21 protein-coding genes, 4 tRNA genes and 1 other annotated feature are annotated in these 18,355 nt (G+C 35.7%); of the genes, 21 read left to right on the plus strand and 4 right to left on the minus strand.

What is annotated here, in order from left to right; translation table 11 throughout:
• The first annotated feature begins 1 nt into the window (after position 1).
• Complete coding sequence (gene yihA / locus BHF70_RS11760) at positions 2-601, plus strand: ribosome biogenesis GTP-binding protein YihA/YsxC (protein WP_075760398.1); 600 nt, start codon at positions 2-4, stop codon at positions 599-601.
• Here the strand turns inward: yihA and BHF70_RS11765 are convergent.
• Positions 598-1,131: a DUF4364 family protein gene (locus tag BHF70_RS11765; RefSeq protein WP_075760399.1), complete on the minus strand. Its 534-nt coding sequence runs from the start codon at positions 1,129-1,131 to the stop codon at positions 598-600. The genes yihA and BHF70_RS11765 overlap by 4 nt on opposite strands.
• A 137-nt stretch (positions 1,132-1,268) precedes the next feature.
• Between BHF70_RS11765 and BHF70_RS12385 the strand changes: the two genes are divergently transcribed.
• From BHF70_RS12385 to spoVAE, 6 genes are read left to right on the plus strand one after another with little or no spacing between them, the layout of a single operon-like run.
• Positions 1,269-1,463: a hypothetical protein gene (locus BHF70_RS12385; protein WP_143249388.1), complete on the plus strand. Its 195-nt coding sequence runs from the start codon at positions 1,269-1,271 to the stop codon at positions 1,461-1,463.
• Positions 1,402-2,025 carry a stage V sporulation protein AA gene (locus BHF70_RS11775; RefSeq protein ID WP_075760400.1) on the plus strand — a complete coding sequence of 208 codons (624 nt, stop codon included), beginning with the start codon at positions 1,402-1,404 and terminating at the stop codon, positions 2,023-2,025. The genes BHF70_RS12385 and BHF70_RS11775 overlap by 62 nt, the downstream gene beginning before the upstream one ends.
• Positions 2,012-2,431: a stage V sporulation protein AB gene (locus BHF70_RS11780; RefSeq protein WP_075760401.1), complete on the plus strand. Its 420-nt coding sequence runs from the start codon at positions 2,012-2,014 to the stop codon at positions 2,429-2,431. Before BHF70_RS11775 ends, BHF70_RS11780 begins: the two co-directional genes overlap by 14 nt.
• A gap of 2 nt (positions 2,432-2,433) precedes the next feature.
• Entirely contained in the window at positions 2,434-2,895 is a 462-nt protein-coding gene (locus tag BHF70_RS11785) for a SpoVA/SpoVAEb family sporulation membrane protein (protein WP_075760402.1), read from the plus strand.
• Positions 2,895-3,914, plus strand: coding sequence for a stage V sporulation protein AD (spoVAD, locus tag BHF70_RS11790; RefSeq protein WP_075760403.1), 1,020 nt, complete (start codon positions 2,895-2,897; stop codon positions 3,912-3,914). Before BHF70_RS11785 ends, spoVAD begins: the two co-directional genes overlap by 1 nt.
• Entirely contained in the window at positions 3,914-4,270 is a 357-nt protein-coding gene (spoVAE, locus tag BHF70_RS11795) for a stage V sporulation protein AE (RefSeq protein ID WP_075760404.1), read from the plus strand. Before spoVAD ends, spoVAE begins: the two co-directional genes overlap by 1 nt.
• Before the next feature lie 82 nt (positions 4,271-4,352).
• Here the strand turns inward: spoVAE and BHF70_RS11800 are convergent, their stop codons facing one another.
• Positions 4,353-6,893 (minus strand): transglycosylase domain-containing protein, encoded by a 2,541-nt coding sequence (locus BHF70_RS11800; protein WP_075760405.1) that lies wholly within the window; start codon positions 6,891-6,893, stop codon positions 4,353-4,355.
• Positions 6,894-6,980: 87 nt separating this feature from the next.
• On the opposite strand from BHF70_RS11800, the gene BHF70_RS11805 reads away from it, so the two are divergent.
• Both BHF70_RS11805 and BHF70_RS11810 read left to right on the plus strand, forming a co-directional pair.
• On the plus strand, positions 6,981-7,280 hold the full coding sequence (locus BHF70_RS11805) for a DUF6514 family protein (RefSeq protein ID WP_075760406.1): 300 nt from the start codon (positions 6,981-6,983) through the stop codon (positions 7,278-7,280).
• The gene (locus tag BHF70_RS11810) at positions 7,261-7,917 is read left to right on the plus strand and encodes a YigZ family protein (RefSeq protein ID WP_075760407.1); all 657 of its coding nucleotides are present in this window, start codon (positions 7,261-7,263) and stop codon (positions 7,915-7,917) included. Before BHF70_RS11805 ends, BHF70_RS11810 begins: the two co-directional genes overlap by 20 nt.
• A gap of 205 nt (positions 7,918-8,122) precedes the next feature.
• On the opposite strand, the gene BHF70_RS11815 is transcribed toward BHF70_RS11810, so the two are convergent.
• Complete coding sequence (locus BHF70_RS11815) at positions 8,123-9,781, minus strand: 2-isopropylmalate synthase (protein WP_143249389.1); 1,659 nt, start codon at positions 9,779-9,781, stop codon at positions 8,123-8,125.
• 126 nt (positions 9,782-9,907) lie between these two features.
• Positions 9,908-10,149: a binding site (T-box leader), on the minus strand.
• Between the two features lie 290 nt (positions 10,150-10,439).
• Here BHF70_RS11815 and BHF70_RS12390 point away from each other — a divergent pair.
• The 12 genes from BHF70_RS12390 (at position 10,440) to BHF70_RS11875 (ending at position 17,878) form a co-directional block, all read left to right on the plus strand.
• On the plus strand, positions 10,440-10,694 hold the full coding sequence (locus BHF70_RS12390; RefSeq protein ID WP_143249390.1) for a hypothetical protein: 255 nt from the start codon (positions 10,440-10,442) through the stop codon (positions 10,692-10,694).
• Positions 10,695-10,739: 45 nt separating this feature from the next.
• Positions 10,740-10,810, plus strand: a tRNA-Gln gene (locus tag BHF70_RS11825).
• 6 nt (positions 10,811-10,816) lie between these two features.
• A tRNA-Lys gene (locus BHF70_RS11830) sits at positions 10,817-10,889 on the plus strand.
• Between the two features lie 20 nt (positions 10,890-10,909).
• A tRNA-Gln gene (locus tag BHF70_RS11835) sits at positions 10,910-10,980 on the plus strand.
• Positions 10,981-10,986: 6 nt separating this feature from the next.
• Positions 10,987-11,059, plus strand: a tRNA-Lys gene (locus tag BHF70_RS11840).
• Between the two features lie 330 nt (positions 11,060-11,389).
• A complete protein-coding gene (locus BHF70_RS11845) occupies positions 11,390-12,550 on the plus strand; it encodes a pyridoxal phosphate-dependent aminotransferase (RefSeq protein ID WP_075760410.1) in 1,161 nt (386 codons plus the stop codon).
• A gap of 1 nt (position 12,551) precedes the next feature.
• Positions 12,552-13,391: a MetQ/NlpA family ABC transporter substrate-binding protein gene (locus BHF70_RS11850; protein WP_075760411.1), complete on the plus strand. Its 840-nt coding sequence runs from the start codon at positions 12,552-12,554 to the stop codon at positions 13,389-13,391.
• 20 nt (positions 13,392-13,411) lie between these two features.
• On the plus strand, positions 13,412-14,251 hold the full coding sequence (locus tag BHF70_RS11855; RefSeq protein ID WP_075760412.1) for a MetQ/NlpA family ABC transporter substrate-binding protein: 840 nt from the start codon (positions 13,412-13,414) through the stop codon (positions 14,249-14,251).
• 23 nt (positions 14,252-14,274) lie between these two features.
• Positions 14,275-15,285, plus strand: a complete 1,011-nt coding sequence (locus tag BHF70_RS11860) for a methionine ABC transporter ATP-binding protein (protein ID WP_075760413.1) — start codon at positions 14,275-14,277, stop codon at positions 15,283-15,285.
• A gap of 1 nt (position 15,286) precedes the next feature.
• Complete coding sequence (locus tag BHF70_RS11865) at positions 15,287-15,949, plus strand: methionine ABC transporter permease (protein ID WP_075760414.1); 663 nt, start codon at positions 15,287-15,289, stop codon at positions 15,947-15,949.
• A 12-nt stretch (positions 15,950-15,961) separates the two neighbouring features.
• Complete coding sequence (locus BHF70_RS11870; protein ID WP_330390957.1) at positions 15,962-17,326, plus strand: FAD-binding oxidoreductase; 1,365 nt, start codon at positions 15,962-15,964, stop codon at positions 17,324-17,326.
• 69 nt (positions 17,327-17,395) lie between these two features.
• Positions 17,396-17,878 (plus strand): ubiquinone biosynthesis protein, encoded by a 483-nt coding sequence (locus BHF70_RS11875; RefSeq protein ID WP_075760415.1) that lies wholly within the window; start codon positions 17,396-17,398, stop codon positions 17,876-17,878.
• Positions 17,879-17,905: 27 nt separating this feature from the next.
• Here the strand turns inward: BHF70_RS11875 and BHF70_RS11880 are convergent, their stop codons facing one another.
• Positions 17,906-18,337, minus strand: coding sequence for a hypothetical protein (locus BHF70_RS11880; RefSeq protein ID WP_075760416.1), 432 nt, complete (start codon positions 18,335-18,337; stop codon positions 17,906-17,908).
• Between the last annotated feature and the right edge of the window lie 18 nt (positions 18,338-18,355).

Raw genomic sequence — 18,355 nt, forward strand, 5'->3', positions numbered from 1 at the left:
TATGATAATAAAAAGTGTAAATTTGGAAACTGTTTGTGGTATTACCAGCAAGCTCCCTGAAAATACTCTTCCTGAAGTTGCTTTTGCTGGAAAATCCAATGTTGGAAAATCATCGCTGATCAATGCGCTGATGAATCGAAAAGCTTATGCAAGAATTTCTGCACAGCCTGGGAAAACTCAGACTATCAATTATTATAATATAAATGATGAGCTGTATTATGTGGATCTTCCAGGTTATGGTTATGCAAAAGTAACAGAAGCCGTAAAGGAAAAATGGGGAAACATGATTGAAAATTATCTCCAGACATCAAAACAGCTTCGATTGGTATTTTTATTAATAGATATTCGTCACAAACCTTCAAAAAATGATGTTATGATGTATGACTGGATTTTACATAATGGATACCATCCTGTGATCATTGCCACAAAATTGGATAAATTAAAGAGAAGCCAGGTGGCAAAACACGTAAAAGAAATCAGAGAAGAACTTCAAATGAATAAAGAAACACCGGTATTTCCTTTTTCTGCATTGACAAAACAAGGCAGAGAAGAAATCTGGAATTTTATAGAAGAAAAAATCCTAAACTCTGAAGAAGTTTAGGATTGAGGATCATCAAATAATAATTTTTGAATCAGAGTTGAATAGATTTCTGAATGCATCTGATTCCAGTGATCACAAATATGGACAGCTTGTTCTCTTGAGACAACATTCAAGTTTAGCTCAAGAAGCAGGCTGTCTTTTTCTTTAATACTTAAATGAACAGTATATTCGTCTCGTTTTGCAGGAAAAAAGTCTGCCTCAAGATCCGTTTCTTTTCTCAGTTCGTATTCTTTTTCGTCTAGAAATTGATCAATGTCTTCTTTAATGGAATTTGGAATCTGGTATTCAAACATATCAATAGCTTCTTTTCCTTCTTCTGTTAAAGAATAATGGCTCATATTCCGAATTGTTTTTATTCGAAGCATTTCCTCTTCCTCAAGTTCATGAAAGGCACGTTGAACATTGAAATAGTTTGTATAGCCTTTTTCAATAATAAATTCTGAGACTTGAGAATTACTTAATGGGAAATCAACTTTACCGATTAAATATAATATCATCAATTTATATAAAGTTAACTGATTTTGTTCCATATATAACTCCTTTTCTAATAGAAACAGGTGTTTCGTTTTCTGTTAAATATCTTTTAAATCATAACATTTACAGCCTTTTCTTGCAACTTATGAATGAAATAGAAAAAAATACAGATAATAATTCCGAGGTGATGATAATGAAACATAATATTCAATGGTTTATCTGTATTTTTTTGATTGTATTTGTAATTTTAGCACTATGGATATTGGATGGACAGAAAAAAGACCGGCTGGAAGATGGAACATTAGTATTGGAAAGGACATGGAAGGATGACGGTTTATATCAAGGCGGAAGACAGTGTCTGTTTGAATCAGCCCAGCGTACAGCTTAAGGATGTAATATCTTTGTATTGTTCAGACAATGATCTGACATATAAAATGAAACATGCAAAATTATATCGTTTTTCCAGCAAAGGGAATCAAAGAAAGATATTTTCTGTTCTGAAGATTGTAGAAGTAATAAAAGAAGTTGATAAAAATGCTGAAATAGTTAATATGGGGCCAGAAGACTTTATTGTTTACTTTAAACAAAAAAGAACAGAAAAAACGTGGATGAATAAATTGAAAATTGCGGCAGTTGCACTGACTGCCTTTCTTGGTGCAAGTTTTTCAATCATGTCCTATAACACAGACGTCGGTATTGATGACTTGTTTTTTAAGGTATATCAGCTTGTAATGGGAGAGCCGCCTCAGGGACCTAATCTTTTGCATTTATCTTATACTATTGGACTAGCCATAGGCATTATCGTATTTTTCAATCATGCAGGAAAGATTAAATTGTCAGATGACCCAACTCCGTTTGAGGTACAAATGCGTTTATATGAAAGAGATGTAAATGATACTTTAATGATGGATGCAGACCGGAAAAAGGAGGAAGAGGATGTTGATTCGTAGTGTGATTCTTATGGTTTATGGATTAGCAGCAGGTGCATTGATTGCAGCCAGTTTCTTAGCATTTCTAAGTATGATAGGTGTGATACCGCGATTGGCAGGTCTTACAAAAACTATAAAATATGCCAGAACTTATGAAAATTGTATTGCTTTAGGAGGAATTCTTGGAACTGCAGTTTATATTTATCGATGGCATATTCCTTTAGGATGGCCGATCCTGATAATTTATGGATTATTTGGAGGAATTTTTGTCGGGTGTCTCGTAGGCGCACTGGCAGAAATGTTAAAAAGTTTACCTATATTTTCAAGGAGACTGATTATTAGGGATGGGATTCCTTATATAGTTTATGCAATTGCATTAGGTAAAATATTTGGATGCTATATTCAATTTTATCTGGAAAGGAAATAATCATGAAAAATGAACCTAGCAAACAGGAATATTGTCAGATGGTAGAAGACATAACACCAAAACATAATTGCTTTTTAAATTGTGTGAAAGCTTTTTTGGTAGGTGGTGGATTTTGTCTTTTAGGAGAAATAATGAAAAAAACTATGATGAAATATTGGGGAATTGGGAAAAAGGATGCTTTACTGTATGTGACCATTGAACTGATTTTATTAAGTATTATTCTGACAGGATTCAATCTGTATGGTAAAATTACAAAGTTTGGTGGAGCAGGAGGTTTGGTTCCTATTACCGGATTTGCAAATTCTGTTGCATCACCAGCAATTGAATATCAAAAAGAAGGTCAGATTTTTGGAATCGGAGTTAAAATCTTTACCATTGCAGGTCCAGTTATCCTATTTGGTATTTTTTCATCTTTTGTCATTGGAGTTATATATTTTCTTGCAAAACAATGGGGGTGGATGTGATGAAAGTTATCAAGGGAAAGCAAAGTATTGAATTTGAACAGCCGCCATATCTTCTTTCCTGGGCATCTGTAACAGCTGAAAAAGAAGGAGAGGGACCATTGGGAGATTCTTTTGATCAGGTGATAGATGATCCTTTCTTTGGTGAAGATACGTGGGAAATGGCGGAAGGAAGATTTATGAAACAGGCCGCTTTACTTGCAATTCAGAAAGCAGGTTTAACCAAAAAGGATATTCGATATGCTTTTGCAGGAGATTTACTGGAGCAAAATACAGCTACATCCTATGGTTTAAAAGATCTGGAGCTTCCATTGTTTGGGCTGTTTGGAGCATGTTCTACAGCTGGAGAAGCTTTATCTCTGGCATCTATTACAGTGGCAGGAGGCTTTGCAGAACACGTTTTGGCAGTGGCATCCAGTCATATTGGAAGTGCGGAGAAACAATTCCGTTTTCCATTGGAATATGGAAATCAGAGACCTTTGTCAGCAACATGGACTGTTACCGGTTCCGGTGGGTTTATTGTATCAAAAAAGAAAAGTCCTATAAAGATTAGGGGGATTACCACAGGAAAGATTGTTGATTATGGAATGAAAGATCCAATGAATATGGGAGCATGTATGGCACCGGCAGCGGCACAGGTCATATATCAGCATTTTCAAGATTATTCATTGTTACCAAAAGATTACGATGCCATTTATACAGGCGATTTGGGCCAGGTTGGAAAAGACATTTTGATTAAATTGCTTAAGGATAATGGATACGATATTTCAAAGGTTCATGGAGACTGTGGACTGGAGGTTTATCATAATGAAGCTCAGGATACCCATTCAGGTGGCTCAGGATGTGCCTGCAGTGCTGTAGTGCTGGCGGCAAAGCTGGTTAGAAATTTTATAAATGGAAACTGGAAGAGATTGCTGTTTGTTCCAACAGGGGCATTGATGTCCAAAACCAGTTTTAATGAGGGAGAAAGCGTGACAGGAATTGCTCATGCAATTTTACTGGAGAAGGAGGAGCAGTGCTGATGGAATATTTAAGAGCATTTTTAGTAGGAGGTTTTATTTGTATTCTGGTACAGATTCTAATGGATAACACAAAACTCCAGCCGGGACGAATTATGGTAATTCTGGTAATTTCCGGAGTAGTCCTTGGGGCTTTGGGAGTATATGAGAAAATAGAACGATTTGCAGGATGTGGTGCAACAGTTCCTTTATCAGGTTTTGGATTCAGCTTGTGGAAAGGAATGAAGGAGGCAATCGATCAGCATGGATTTCTTGGATTATTTGAAGGTGGATTTACGGCAGCAGCAGTAGGAACATCAGCAGCATTAATTTTTTCTTATATCGCTTCATTGATTTTTCAGCCAAAGATGAAAAAGTAGCGGCAAAGAAATACTTTGTCATTGCTTTTCATATAGCAGAAGTCATGTGCATATTGCACATGACTTCTTTATAGTGAATATTTTATTTATGGGCCTTGCAAACCTGGTTACGATATTTTTCAGGGAGCAGATATGGTGTGTCTGCCGTTATTCCGGGACTGTTTTTCTGTCGTACAATATAAACCTTTTGTTTGCGATATTTTTCTGGACAGTGTTTATTGGCAAGGCTGTCGGATTTTTTACATATTTCTACAGCAACATGAGTGTCACAGGTCTGAGTCGGAACAGTACCTTTTTCAAAATATTCGGTTACGATCATGTTTCCACGAGGGTCGTGATCACAGACGCCGTCAATAGCAAGTTTACCTGATTTTTTACATACATTTGCTGTCACAATAGAAGAAGGTTTCTTAAAAGAGATTTTCTTCTCATTTTTGGTAGTGCTGATTTTATCCATAATCTTACTCCATATCTTTTTGTGGAGATCATTTGAGTCAAAATCTGTATTTCGATCATATCCCATCCAGACAGATGCAGTATGATAAGGAGTATATCCGCTGAACCAGTAATCATAATTATTGGTTGTAGTACCCGATTTTCCGGCAGCAGTCATACCAGAAGCAAGACTTGCTGATGTACCGGTTCCTTTAGTAATAACATCTTCCATTGCATCTGTCAGAAGAAAAGCGGTACTACGCTTCATTACTCGCTGGCTTTTAGAATCTGACTGTAGAAGTATATTACCATTTTGATCAACTACTTTTGTATAAAGAGATGGTTCGTGGTATGTTCCACCGTTGGCAATAGCTGCAAAAGCATTGGTAAGTTCCAGATTTGTAACACCATAAGTCAATCCTCCCAAAGAAAGAGATTGATTAATATCTGTATAGGTTTTTCCATTGGAAGTAATCTTGTTGGCAACGATAGTAGAAAAACCAAGGTCCTTTAAATATTTATAGGATATATTTGGTGTAACATCGGCCATTGTTTTGGCGGCAACAATATTCATGGAGTCTGTAATAGCATCACGAATAGTTGAAAAACCTCGATAACCACTGTAATAATTATTAACAGGCCGATTTGAATCCAGATAGTGATAAGGAGCATCGTCATAAACAGTAGCCAGAGTCATTTTACTATAATCCAATGCCGGTAAAAAGGTAGATAAAACCTTAAATGTAGAACCAGGCTGTCTGGTAGTGCGTGTAGCACGATTCAGACTTAAATTACTTGTTTTTGCACCTCGTCCTCCAACTAATGCTTCAACTTCTCCAGTTGACTGATTGATAATCGTTATGGAAATCTGAGGTTGTATAGGAGTTGAAATAAATTCATTTAAAATAGTAGCACCAGTTCGCTGGATGCTTTTCCGGAATTTTTTTGAAACTGCTTTCGCTTTTTTTGAACTGGAAAAAATCAGACTGTTTCCCAGGTTATGTTTTTTCATATAATTTAAAACATTATTCTCTGTGTATGTGACATCTGTACCATTTATATCCTTTACAGAAAGTGTATAAGTTAATGATACTTTAGTGCCAGCAGGGTAGTTTTCCGGATTGTTTGATATCTCATTGGCAATCTTTTGAATCTGACTGTCCTGTGTAGAATAGATCTTAAGACCACCGCTGTAAATGGCATTGTAAGCTTTAGTAGCGTCATATCCAAGCTGAGATTTTAAATCATTTACCACCTGGAGAATAAGAGCATCTTCAAAATAGGTATTAGGTTTATTCTCGTTTGATGGATTGCTTGCATTTTTTTTGATGCGCTGGTATACATCATCACTGACAGCTTTTCGATATTCTTCTTTTGTGATATAATGATGTTCAAGCATTTTTTTTAAAACAAGTAATCTTCGGGAAGCATTGTTTTCCGGATGGGTGATTGGGTTATAACGAGTAGGGTTTTTTGTTATGCTGGCAAGGACTGCACATTCTGATAATGTAAGATCAGATACATTCTTGTTGAAGTATTTCTGAGAGGCAGTCTGCACACCCAAGGTACCTTCCCCAAGATTGATTGCATTTAAATATTCTTCCAGGATATATTGTTTGGAAGCAATCTTTTCCAATTCAAGAGCCAGTGATTGTTCTTTGATCTTTCGCTCTATTCGTTCAATCGTCGTTTTTTCCGGCTGAATACCTAAAATATTATTTTTAATTAATTGTTGCGTTAAAGTACTTCCCCCTTGACTTAAAGATTGAGTTTTTATACCGAGGAAGGTTGCACGGATAATACCGTATAAATCAATTCCATTGTGTGTATAGAATCTTTCGTCTTCAATAGAAATAAAGGCATTCTGAAGATTCTGTGGAATCTTTGATAAAGGTATATAAATTCTGTTTGAATCATGATTTGATAAAGTCTTTATCTTAGTTCCTTTATTGTCATAAATTGTGGTGATATAACCTTTTGAATGAACCGATTCCTTGGATATCTGTGGAGTGGTTTTTAATATCCCACGAACGAAACCAGCTCCTAAACCGAGAACAGTCACGATTAACACAATAGAGATGATTAAAATATACTTAAATAGAAAAAGAGAAATCTTGGCGTGTCTGCGGACTTTGGCTGAAGATAACTCAGTTCTTTTTTTCTCAATATTATTTTTTGTATATTTCATAAGACACCTCCTAGCGCTATTTATTATATCAGATAACAATATTTAAGTAAACTAAAGGAAAATAACAAAAGAGGAAGGAGTATAAAAATGAAAAAGAAATTAAAAGGGAAAAACCAGATAACAGGTGACAGAATGCAGGAATTTATAGTATCCTATTATTTAATGGAAGATAACAATGAAGAAGTTTATGGAATATCTTTGGAAAAATCTCAAGAAGGAACAGATTATATTGAGGTGGAGGAAATACCAAAGATTTCATATTCTTTGCAGCTTGTGGAAAAAGTGGTTGTATTGCTGATGAAATATCAGGTTACTCCGATTTCACTGGCTGAAGCTGTAGATACTATATTGTTAATGGAGGAGATGGATGGAAAAACAGTCCTATAAAGCCGTATATGAAGGCGGTGAAGCAGAAATTGTAGAAAAAAAATCGCGATTTATCGCACATGTTGCGCCAGCAAAAACAGAAGAAGAGGCTCTGGAATTTATTGAAAAAATAAAAAAGCAGTACTGGGATGCCAGACATAATTGTACGGCATATTGCATAGGGGTTAAACAGCCTGTACTTCGATGCAGTGATGATGGAGAACCTAGCGGGACTGCCGGAAAGCCTATATTGGAAGTAATACAGGGAGAGGAACTTCACAATGTGGTAATCGTTGTTACAAGATATTTTGGGGGAACATTACTTGGAACAGGAGGACTGATTCGTGCATATACAAAAAGTACACAGGAGGGAATCAGGAACAGTAAGATTATCACAAAAAAACTGGGACAGAAAATGCAAATACAATGTGATTATACAATGTCTGGGAAGATTCAGTATCTGATATCCACTGAGCAGATACCTCTTCTTGGAACGGATTATACAGAAGTTGTTGATTTTGAATTGATGATTCCTGTGGAACAGATAGAAAGAATAAAAAAACAGTTTATTGAAGTATCCAGCGGGAAAATAACAATCATTGAAAAGGAAAAAGAATTTTTTGCAGAAATTGATGGGCAGGTAAAAATTTTAGAATAATAGTTTTTTGCGGGCTTTCGTTATTTCATTGGGAAAAACCTTTTTTTTAAGAAAAAGGGAAGAAAAAAACTACTAAAATTTCAATCAGATATTTGTTAAAAAATACTAGAAAATACAATCTGGAAAAAAATAGAAAAAGGAAGTGAAATCAGAATGAATTCACTTCCTTTTGTTTTACTGTAATAATTTTTATCAAATAATTGTATTAGTTGCTTAACCTGTTTACAGCACTGATCAAAGCGAGAACAGAGGCTGTGATGATATCTTCATGAATTCCTGCACCCCAGGTAATAGTTCCGTTTGGTTCCTGGATGGCAACATAAGCACATGCCTGGGAGTTGGATCCAACATTTAAAGCATGTTCCTGATATGTGACGATAGAATAATTCATATCACTATGGCGTTTTAATGCATTGCTGACAGCATCAAGGCGGCCATTACCCTTTCCATGGTAAAGTTTTGGAATTCCAGCTTTATCAAGTGAGATTTCTGTTTCAATACCTCCATCTTTTTGAACAAAATGAACTTCTTTCAGTTTGCATGGAGAATCGACATTTACATATACATTTTTAAAGACTTTTAAGATATCTCGAGGAACCAGTTCCTGATGACGTTTGTCTGATACATCTTTTACGGTGTAACCTACATCTTCCCGCATCTTTCCAGGAATATGGAAGCCAAAGTTTTCTTCCAGAACATAACTGATTCCACCTTTTCCAGACTGACTGTTAATGCGAATAACATCACTTTCGTATTCACGACCGATATCTTTTGGATCGATTGGAAGATATGGAATATCCCAGTGATCAGGATGCTGTTCATCTCTCCAGTGCATACCTTTGGCAATAGCATCCTGATGTGAACCGGAAAATGCTGCAAATACAAGCTGTCCTGAATATGGCTGACGTTCATATACATTCATTCGTGTTAAACGTTCATAAGCTTTTGTTAATTCTGGAAGATTAGAGAAATCCAGCTCTGGATCAACGCCATGTGTGTACATGTTTAATGCAACTGTGATAATATCTACATTTCCAGTACGTTCACCATTTCCAAATAATGTTCCTTCCACACGGTCTGCACCAGCAAGTAATGCCAGCTCGGTATCTGCTACACCACATCCGCGATCGTTATGTGGATGTAAGGATAATACAACATTCTCGCGGTATTTCATATGTTTGCTCATATATTCAATCTGGCTTGCGTATACGTGAGGCATAGATAACTGAACAGTAACAGGAAGGTTAATGATAACTTTCCAGTCTGGACGAGGTTGCCAGATATCCAAAACAGCATTACATACATCCAGTGCATAATCAATTTCTGTTCCTGTAAAGCTTTCTGGAGAATATTCAAATAAGAAGTTACCTTCTGTTTCATCAGCCAGACGTTTTAATAATTTTGCTCCATCGGTAGCAATCTTAAGGATTTCATCTTTGGATTTTTTAAAAACCTGTTCCCTCTGGGCAACAGAAGTTGAATTGTATACGTGAACAATAGCCTTTTTTGCACCTTCCAGTGCTTTGAAGGTCTTCTTGATAATGTGTTCTCGTGCCTGGGTTAAAACCTGGATAGTTACATCATCAGGAATCAGATCCTGTTCGATCAATGTTCTTAAAAATGTATATTCAGTTTCAGAAGCGGCAGGAAAACCAACTTCTATTTCTTTGAAACCGATTTTTACAAGATATTTAAAAAATTCGATTTTCTCATCCAGGCTCATTGGAATGATCAGTGCCTGGTTTCCATCTCGTAAATCAACACTGCACCAGGTAGGGGCTTTTGTAATATATTCTTTGGATGCCCACTCCATAGATGGTTCTGGTGGCATAAAATATTGTCTCTGATATTTCTTTGGGTTCATATGAATGAATCTCCTTTCTTATAATAAAATCTCATAAAAGATGGATAAAGGAATTACACAGATGATTTATGTAAAGTTATAAAATCCTGTGATGCAAAAAAAAACTTCGAATCTAATCCCCACAGGGATAGAGACGAAGAAAATTCCGTGGTACCACTCTATTTCACACAATCTTAGTGTGCACTCATTACCGATACGGGTTCTAAGACCGATATCTCTCCAATGTAACGGTTGGGACCGGCAATACCTACTGTCAGTTCAGCATGCTACTCAAAGGCGAGTTCAAATATCTTCTGCAACTGCTTTACACCAGCCAGCAGCTCTCTGTATACTTAGGATATTCTACTATTCCTTATCCATGTATTTAATATTATTTCGTTAATGACAATCTAACACAATTCAATGTATGTGTCAACATACAAAATTATACTTTCAAGGCTTTTTTTCTATGGGATATTTGTGATACAGTAAAAATACAAAAATTGATGAAAAGAAATAATGAAGGGGGATAATGATGCATTTCTGGGAATATCTGAAAAAACAAGAATCTTCAGAAGAATATGAAAAGGCAAAGAATAGAATATCAGAGATTCACAATGGAAGGGATAGTCTCTCCTATATAAATCAGATGTATCCAATAAAAGATGATACCGGAGAAATGCTGGTTGAATTTGTGAAAGGAAAACATTTAGTAAATCAAGAGGGAAAAATATATGATTGTAATGGAGAAATTTCTGGTAAAATCATAATAAAAGAAATATTGGTTGGAGAGAATGAGGATAGGGTAAAATGGTCAGAAACAGGGGAAAATGGAAAAATTATCTTCTGTTATGAGGAACCTGTAAACGCGAATTTCTGGAGAGCTCAATATCTTTTGACTAAAAAAATAAAAAAAATTGAAAAAAACTGTTGACATATATCATATTGTCATGGTAATATAAACGAGCTGTCAAGTTAATGGGGTATCGCCAAGTGGTAAGGCCCAGGATTCTGACTCCTGTACCGCTGGTTCGAATCCAGCTACCCCAGTTTCTCGGGTGTGTAGCTCAGGTGGTAGAGCACTTGACTTTTAATCAAGTTGTCCGGGGTTCGAATCCCCGCACGCTCACTTTTGACAGCATAATATAATGGGGTATCGCCAAGTGGTAAGGCCCAGGATTCTGACTCCTGTACCGCTGGTTCGAATCCAGCTACCCCAGTTTCTCGGGTGTGTAGCTCAGGTGGTAGAGCACTTGACTTTTAATCAAGTTGTCCGGGGTTCGAATCCCCGCACGCTCATTTTTTTATAAAGCTATAGTACTGATATGAATCGGTATTATAGCTTTTTTTGTTATATAGGAAGTTCAAAGGAATTTCCTATGTAACAAAAAAGTTCCGTGTGGATGTGCAATGAAATATAATTAAATTATCAGGTATTGAAAAAAACTATAGCCTGTTAAAGATTACATGTATTATACAAAAACCTAGTAGTCTGATATGATTTAGGAAGTCTAAAAACGGACTTCCTTTTTTCGTGAGGAATGATGGAATACAGATATTCCGGAATTATTTTGTGAAACAAGGAAAGTTTATTGTAAAAGATATGGGAAGGAAAGAGGAGGAAGTTATATGCAACAGCTTAGTAAATCACTGGATGGTTTTGGAGAATCTGTAATTCGGAAGATGACAAGAATATCAACAGAAGATACCATCAACCTGGCACAGGGATTTCCGGATTTTGACCCGCCAAAAGAACTTCTGGATGCTTTGAAAGAAACTGCAGACTATGGACCGCATCAGTATGAAATCACATGGGGATCTAAATTATTCCGAAATAATCTGGCAAAGAAACAGTCCAGACGGATGGGATTTGATATTAATCCGGAAGAAGAAATTGTAGTAACCTGTGGTTCTACAGAAGCAATGATGGTGGCCATGGAGACGGTCTGTGAACCTGGAGATGAAGTTATTATTTTTTCTCCGTTTTATGAAAACTATACAGCTGATACAATTTTATGTGGTGCAAAACCCATTTATGTACCTTTAAATCCACCGGATTTTTGCTTTGACAAGGATGTACTCAGAGAAGCATTTGAAAGAAGACCGAAGGCACTGATTCTTTGTCATCCATCAAATCCTACAGGAAAAGTGTTTAATAGAGAAGAACTTAATTATATGGCACAATTATCCGAAGAATTTGATACATATGTGATTACTGATGAAGTGTATGAGCATATTGTATATGAGCCAAATGAATATATTTATTTTGCCAGTCTTCCGCGAATGCGCCAGCGAACAATCTGTTGCAGTTCGCTTTCGAAAACTTATTCCATTACAGGATGGAGACTTGGTTATGTTATTGCACCAAAGGAGATTATTGATGTGTGTAAAAAGGTACATGACTTTCTGACGGTTGGAGCAGCAGCACCTCTTCAAAAGGCGGCAGCCGTAGGATTGGAATTTGATGATTCCTATTATACACGGTTTCGAGAAATGTACACACAAAAGAGAGATTTATTTTTAAATGGACTAAAGGAGATTGGTTTAAGATATTATGAACCGCAAGGTGCTTATTATGTTTTAGTTGATATTTCAAAATTTGGATTTGACAGCGATATGGAATTTTGTGAATGGATGATTAGAGAAATCGGCGTTGCCGCAGTTCCAGGATCCAGTTTCTTTAAAGAAAATGTAAATAACTATGTGCGGTTCCATTTTGCAAAAAAAGAGGAAACACTAAAAGAGGCAATCAGAAGATTGAAAAAATTGAAAGATTATGAGGTGAAATAAAATGAAAAAATTATGGAAAAAAGCGTTAGCGATTGTATTATCAGGAACATTTATTACTGGAGCATTGACAGGATGTGGAGTGAAAAAAGAAGACAGTTCAGAAAAAGAAACAAAAAGGATTGTAGTTGGAGCTAGTCCATCTCCCCATGCAGATATTTTAAAGGTTGCAAAAAAACAGCTGAAAAAAGAAGGATACGAACTGGTAATTAAAGAATATTCTGATTATGTTCAGCCAAATACTGCATTGGAAGCAGGGGATTTAGATGCAAACTATTTTCAGCATAAACCATATTTAGATGATTTCAATAAACAAAAGAAAACACACATTGTATCTGCAGGTGTTATCCACTATGAACCGTTTGGCATTTTTCCTGGAAAGATAAAATCATTAAAAGATTTAAAAGAAGGATCAGTTGTAGCGGTACCAAATGATACAACCAATGAGGCAAGGGCATTATTGCTTTTAGAGGCACAGGGACTGATTAAATTAAAGGATGGTGCTGCATTAACTGCAACGAAAAAAGATATTGTAGAAAATAAAAAAAATCTGGAAATCAAAGAACTGGAAGCAGCACAGATACCAAGATCCTTAAAAGATGTTGATATTGCTGTTGTAAATGGAAACTATGCATTAGAGGCTGATCTGGAAGTAAATAAAGATGCTTTGGCAGTGGAAGATGCGGATTCACTTGGAGCAAAAACTTATGGAAATATTGTTGCTGTTAAAAAGGGAAATGAGAAAAGTGATGCAACAAAAGCATTAGTAAAAGCTTTAAAAAGTGATGAAGTAAAAGATTACATTGAAAAAAATTATAATGGTGCAGTTGTTCCATTATTCTAAGGAAAAAGGAGGAAAATAAAATGAAATCATTGAAAAAAATATTGGGAGTTGTTATTATTGGGATATTGGCAATTAGTGCATTAACCGGGTGTGGAAATAAAAAAGAAACAAAGGATATCACTATTGGAGTTTGCGCCGGACCTTATGGAGAAATGGTAAAACAGGCAATATCACCAATTCTTGAGGAAAAAGGCTATAAAGTGAAAGTAACAGAATTTAGTGATTATGTTCTTCCGGATAAAGCATTGGCAAATGGAGAAATTGATGCTAACTTAATGCAGCATACAGTTTATCTGGAAAAATTTGCATCAGACAATAAACTTGATATCAAAAAAGTTATCAGTGTTCCTACAGCTGGAGCAGGAATTTTCTCAAATAGTATTAAATCTTTAAAAGATCTGAAAAATGGAGATACAGTAGGAATTCCTAATGATCCATCAAATCTGGCAAGAGCTTTAGGTATTCTTGCAAAAGAGAATGTGATAACATTAAAGAGTGGAATTGATGACACAAAGGCTACAGAAAATGATATAGCATCCAATCCAAAGAATTTGAAGTTTAAAACACTGGATGCAGCACAGATTTCAAGAAATCTGGATAGTCTTGCAATTGGAGTAATTCCTGGAAATTATGCATATGCAGCCAATCTTGATTTTGGAGATGCACTGGCAGTTGAGACACTGGCAGAAGGATATAAAAATGTAATTGCAGTAAAAGGTGATGATATTGACAGTCAGCTTGGAAAAGATTTGAAATCAGCAGTTGAGTCCAAAGAATTTTATGAGGCAATTACAAAAAAGGACAGTAAATTTAAAGACTTTCAGAAACCGGAATGGTGGATTGAAAAATATGGAAAATAGTTGACAAGAAAGGGTGGAAAGACGTGATTGAATTAAAGAATATTGATGTAACTTTTCAACAAAATAAACACGATTTTAAAGCGGTAAAGGATGTTAGCCTTACAATCGAAAAGGGAGAAATCTTTGGGATTGTTGGACCAAGTGGGGCTGGGAAAAGTACATTGGTGCGTGTGATCAATCTTTTGCAGCAGCCTTCAAAAGGACAGGTATTTATAGAAGGAAAAGAAATTACAAATTTAAATCGTAAAGAGCTAAGGAAAGTCAGATTAAATATAGGTATGATTTTTCAGCACTTTAATTTAATCAGTGGTTCTACCATTGCAGAAAATGTTGCTTTTTCACTTTATGCCAATAATTATCCAAAGGATAAAATTCCAGAAAGAGTGAAAGAACTTCTGGAGATGGTACATTTACCAGAAAAAGCAAATGCATATCCTGCAAATTTAAGTGGAGGACAAAAACAGAGAGTTGCAATTGCCAGAGCACTGGCAAATAATCCGGAGATTCTTCTCTGTGATGAAGCAACTTCTGCATTGGACCTTGAAAACACAGAAGAAATTGTAGATTTATTAAAAGAAATTAATGAAAAAACAAAAATTACCATTGTATTTATTACCCATGAAATGGAAGTTGCGAAAAAATTATTTGATCGTATTGCATTTATGGAACAGGGTGAGCTGAAAGAAGTAACAGATATATATTCAGCATTTACAGAGCCTAAATCATCAATTGCAAAAAGTCTTGTAGAAAGAGTTCTTAATGTAAATGTTCCAGAGGCATTATCAATAAGTGATAATGAAACTTTGATTCGTTTAAGCTATACAGGTGATGATTCTTATGATCCTGTCATAAGTATGGCATCAAAGAATTATGATATTACAGTGGATATTATCAATGGAAAAGTAGATTATATTCATGATAAGCCATTTGGTGTGTTAATCGTTATTTTAAGAGGATCTGGCAAAGAACGGAAAAAAGCGTTGGAATATATTCAGAAAAATGTTTACAGACTTGAAATTTTAGGAGGAAATTAAGATGAATGAGACAATTGAAATAATTGAATCTGAGTTTGCTCAGGCAGCACTGGAAACTTTTCAGATGGTGCTGATTTCTATGATCGCTGCTGCAATTGTTGGAACTATCATAGGGCTGGTACTTCATTTAACATCAAACCCATTGTTCTTTAAAAATAAAATCATAAATGGAATTGCAGGAACCATTATTAATATCATTCGTTCTATGCCATTTATTATTTTGATTATTGTGTTGATTCCTGTAACAAGGATTCTTGTTGGAACATCCATTGGAGCGCTTGCGGCATCAGTATCATTATCTATTGCGTCTATTGCATTTTTTGCAAGACTGGTTGAAGGTGCCTTTAGTGAAGTGGATAAAGGAGTTATTGAGGCAGCTGTTTCCACAGGTGCAAGTACATGGCTGATTATCCGTAAAGTTTTGTTTGTAGAGGCAAAACCAGCATTGATCCGTGCTCTGACAGTTACCTTTGTCAGCATTATAGGATATTCTGCTATGGCGGGTGCTGTCGGTGGAGGAGGAATCGGTAATCTGGCAATTATGTATGGATATAACCGTTACCAGACAGGTGTTTTACTATTTACGGTTATTGTATTAATAATTATCGTTCAGCTCGGACAGTGGATTGGGGATAAAATTGCATTGGCATTTACCAGAAAATAAAGGATGATGACAATGAACCGATTATATGACATTATAAAAGACCCTAAACGTGTTATTTTAGAAAATATTGAAGAAAAGTATTTGACAGATACTCTTGGAAGAGTCGCCGGAACTGCACAGGCATTGGTTTTTCCGAAGACTACAGATGAAGTAAGCAAAATTATGAAATATGCATATGAAAATGATATACCTGTTACACCAAGAGGAGCGGGAACAAATTTGGTTGGCTCTACAGTACCATTGGAAGGTGGAATTGTACTGGATGTATCTCAAATGGATCAGATTCTGGAAATTGATAAAGAAACATTTACGGCAACTGTTGAACCAGGAGTCGTCTTAAAAGATTTTCAGGCTGCTGTTGAAAAAGAAGGATTATTTTACCCTCCGGATCCAGGAGAAAAGACAGCAACTATTGGTGGAAATATCAGCACAAACGCAGGAGGAATGCGTGCGGTAAAATATGGAGTTACCAGAGATTATGTTCGAAGTCTTGAAATCGTACTGCCAGATGGACAGGTAATGACAGCAGGTACAAAAACAGTAAAGGATAGTTCCGGTCTGCCATTAAAGCATTTGATTATCGGATCAGAAGGAACTTTGGGGATTATCACAAAAGCAGTGGTAAAACTTATTGTAAAACCACAGATTTCTATAGGAGTTCTTTTGCCTTTTGCAGATCTGAAGACAGGAATCCATGCAGTATTAAATGTAATTCGTGGAAATGTAGATCCTACGGCAATAGAATTTGTAGAGAAAAAAGTAATTGCATTGGGGGAAGAATATACAGGATTGTCATTTCCTTATCCAAAGGCGAAAGCTTATATTATTTTAACATTGGATGGAGATGACAAAGGCGAGATTCTAAAAAGAATTGATAAAATAAGAGATATTGCAAAAAATAACGGGGCACTGGATACATTAGTTCTGGAGGATCCCCGAATTCAAGATACTGTATGGCAGATTCGTGGATGTCTGGTAAAAGCAGTAGAAGCAAAATCAGAGCAGATTCCTGTAGACATTGTAGTTCCTATTGATAAATCAGCAGAATTTATTGATTATGTAAATCATTTGGAAGAGCAAACCGGTGTTACAATGGTAAGTTTTGGACATGCCGGTGATGGAAATGTTCATTTATGTGTTGTCCGTGGTAATCGCAACGATGAGGAATGGGAACAGATAAGCAGCAAGGTTATGGAAAAAATTTATGATAAAAGTCATGAATTAGGTGGACTGACATCGGGAGAACATGGGATAGGTATCAGTAAAAAAACGTATTTTCTGAAGGCAACACCATCTGTAAATCTTCAAATAATGAAACAGATCAAATCAGCAATAGATCCTAAAAATTTATTAAATCCAAAAAAAGTTTTCCAATAGCTTATATTTTCTATTTCTTTGGAAACAATAGTTTTATAAATTATTGTTGAGAAGAAAAGGAGAATCTACATGAAAAAGAATATTTGGACTTTATGTATGGCGGCGGTCATGATTTTGGGAACTTCTATTTTGTTCACTGGATGTGGAAATAATAATAATAATACCACAACGGGAAATGTATCAGGAAATGCATCTGCAGATGCTACTGATAATGACAGTTTGGCAGATGACGTTGGAGATGCTGCAGATGATATTGCAGATGGAGCCCAGGATGCGGTTGATGACGTTGCAAATGGTTTTAGTGACTACGGTGATGCCAGAGACTATCTGTTAAATCGATTGGGAAGAGATAATACAGATGGACAGTATGAAGTCCGGAATGAATCACAGGATGTAACAGAGTATAAAAGCGGTGCAAAAGGATATCATTTTGAAATATATGATACTTCTGATGATTCTGGGAAAAAATATGGAGATTTCTATATAGATAAGGATACTGGGAAAATTTATAAGAAAAACACAGATACAAATAAGGTTGAAGAATACAAATAAGAAATTAATAAACAAGCGCAGGATTAGTTATTCCTGCGCTTGTTTTAATGCGTTTTTGATGGCCTGTTTTAATATGGTATTTGTATACTGGTTTTGTTTTTCAAATTTAATATTATCAATATTTTTTATTTTTGGAAGCTGTTTGTTAATTTCTTCCAGGGATGGTTCCACTAAAGGATACATGGTTTTAATGGATTTATTTAAATGTTTCAGAGTAACAGATTGTGGTTTTTGGTTTTTAACAGTAACTCGTAATTCCAGTTCATTTTCCCCTAGTTTTAGTGGCGAGGTATAGGTTCCATCTATGTAGCCGGAAGTTTGTTTGGTCTTTTTTTGTTCTTTTGATGGTATAAACATAAAAATCAGTAAAAGAATCAGCAGGATTCCCAGAACGACGAAAATCCCTGTATAAATCAGTTCTCTTGCCTTAAATACGACAATTTTCGTTTTTGATGACATAATTTCCTCCCAAAAAGA

Source organism: Anaerostipes sp. 494a (assembly GCF_001940315.1).
In the GTDB taxonomy this organism is placed as follows: Bacteria; Bacillota; Clostridia; order Lachnospirales; family Lachnospiraceae; genus Anaerostipes; species Anaerostipes faecalis.

What these genes read in the sequence shown, in the direction of transcription:
- BHF70_RS11815 (WP_143249389.1), bottom strand. Translation starts at nt 9,781, where the DNA reads ATGAACCCAAAGAAATATCAGAGACAATATTTTATGCCACCAGAACCA.
- BHF70_RS11880 (WP_075760416.1), bottom strand. Translation starts at nt 18,337, where the DNA reads ATGTCATCAAAAACGAAAATTGTCGTATTTAAGGCAAGAGAACTGATT.
- BHF70_RS12385 (WP_143249388.1), top strand. Translation starts at nt 1,269, where the DNA reads ATGAAACATAATATTCAATGGTTTATCTGTATTTTTTTGATTGTATTT.
- BHF70_RS11850 (WP_075760411.1), top strand. Translation starts at nt 12,552, where the DNA reads ATGAAAAAATTATGGAAAAAAGCGTTAGCGATTGTATTATCAGGAACA.
- spoVAE (WP_075760404.1), top strand. Translation starts at nt 3,914, where the DNA reads ATGGAATATTTAAGAGCATTTTTAGTAGGAGGTTTTATTTGTATTCTG.
- BHF70_RS11855 (WP_075760412.1), top strand. Translation starts at nt 13,412, where the DNA reads ATGAAATCATTGAAAAAAATATTGGGAGTTGTTATTATTGGGATATTG.
- BHF70_RS11875 (WP_075760415.1), top strand. Translation starts at nt 17,396, where the DNA reads ATGAAAAAGAATATTTGGACTTTATGTATGGCGGCGGTCATGATTTTG.
- yihA (WP_075760398.1), top strand. Translation starts at nt 2, where the DNA reads ATGATAATAAAAAGTGTAAATTTGGAAACTGTTTGTGGTATTACCAGC.
- BHF70_RS11865 (WP_075760414.1), top strand. Translation starts at nt 15,287, where the DNA reads ATGAATGAGACAATTGAAATAATTGAATCTGAGTTTGCTCAGGCAGCA.
- spoVAD (WP_075760403.1), top strand. Translation starts at nt 2,895, where the DNA reads ATGAAAGTTATCAAGGGAAAGCAAAGTATTGAATTTGAACAGCCGCCA.
- BHF70_RS11775 (WP_075760400.1), top strand. Translation starts at nt 1,402, where the DNA reads ATGACGGTTTATATCAAGGCGGAAGACAGTGTCTGTTTGAATCAGCCC.
- BHF70_RS11765 (WP_075760399.1), bottom strand. Translation starts at nt 1,131, where the DNA reads ATGGAACAAAATCAGTTAACTTTATATAAATTGATGATATTATATTTA.
- BHF70_RS11810 (WP_075760407.1), top strand. Translation starts at nt 7,261, where the DNA reads ATGGAAAAACAGTCCTATAAAGCCGTATATGAAGGCGGTGAAGCAGAA.
- BHF70_RS11845 (WP_075760410.1), top strand. Translation starts at nt 11,390, where the DNA reads ATGCAACAGCTTAGTAAATCACTGGATGGTTTTGGAGAATCTGTAATT.
- BHF70_RS11785 (WP_075760402.1), top strand. Translation starts at nt 2,434, where the DNA reads ATGAAAAATGAACCTAGCAAACAGGAATATTGTCAGATGGTAGAAGAC.
- BHF70_RS12390 (WP_143249390.1), top strand. Translation starts at nt 10,440, where the DNA reads ATGCTGGTTGAATTTGTGAAAGGAAAACATTTAGTAAATCAAGAGGGA.
- BHF70_RS11800 (WP_075760405.1), bottom strand. Translation starts at nt 6,893, where the DNA reads ATGAAATATACAAAAAATAATATTGAGAAAAAAAGAACTGAGTTATCT.
- BHF70_RS11870 (WP_330390957.1), top strand. Translation starts at nt 15,962, where the DNA reads ATGAACCGATTATATGACATTATAAAAGACCCTAAACGTGTTATTTTA.
- BHF70_RS11780 (WP_075760401.1), top strand. Translation starts at nt 2,012, where the DNA reads ATGTTGATTCGTAGTGTGATTCTTATGGTTTATGGATTAGCAGCAGGT.
- BHF70_RS11805 (WP_075760406.1), top strand. Translation starts at nt 6,981, where the DNA reads ATGAAAAAGAAATTAAAAGGGAAAAACCAGATAACAGGTGACAGAATG.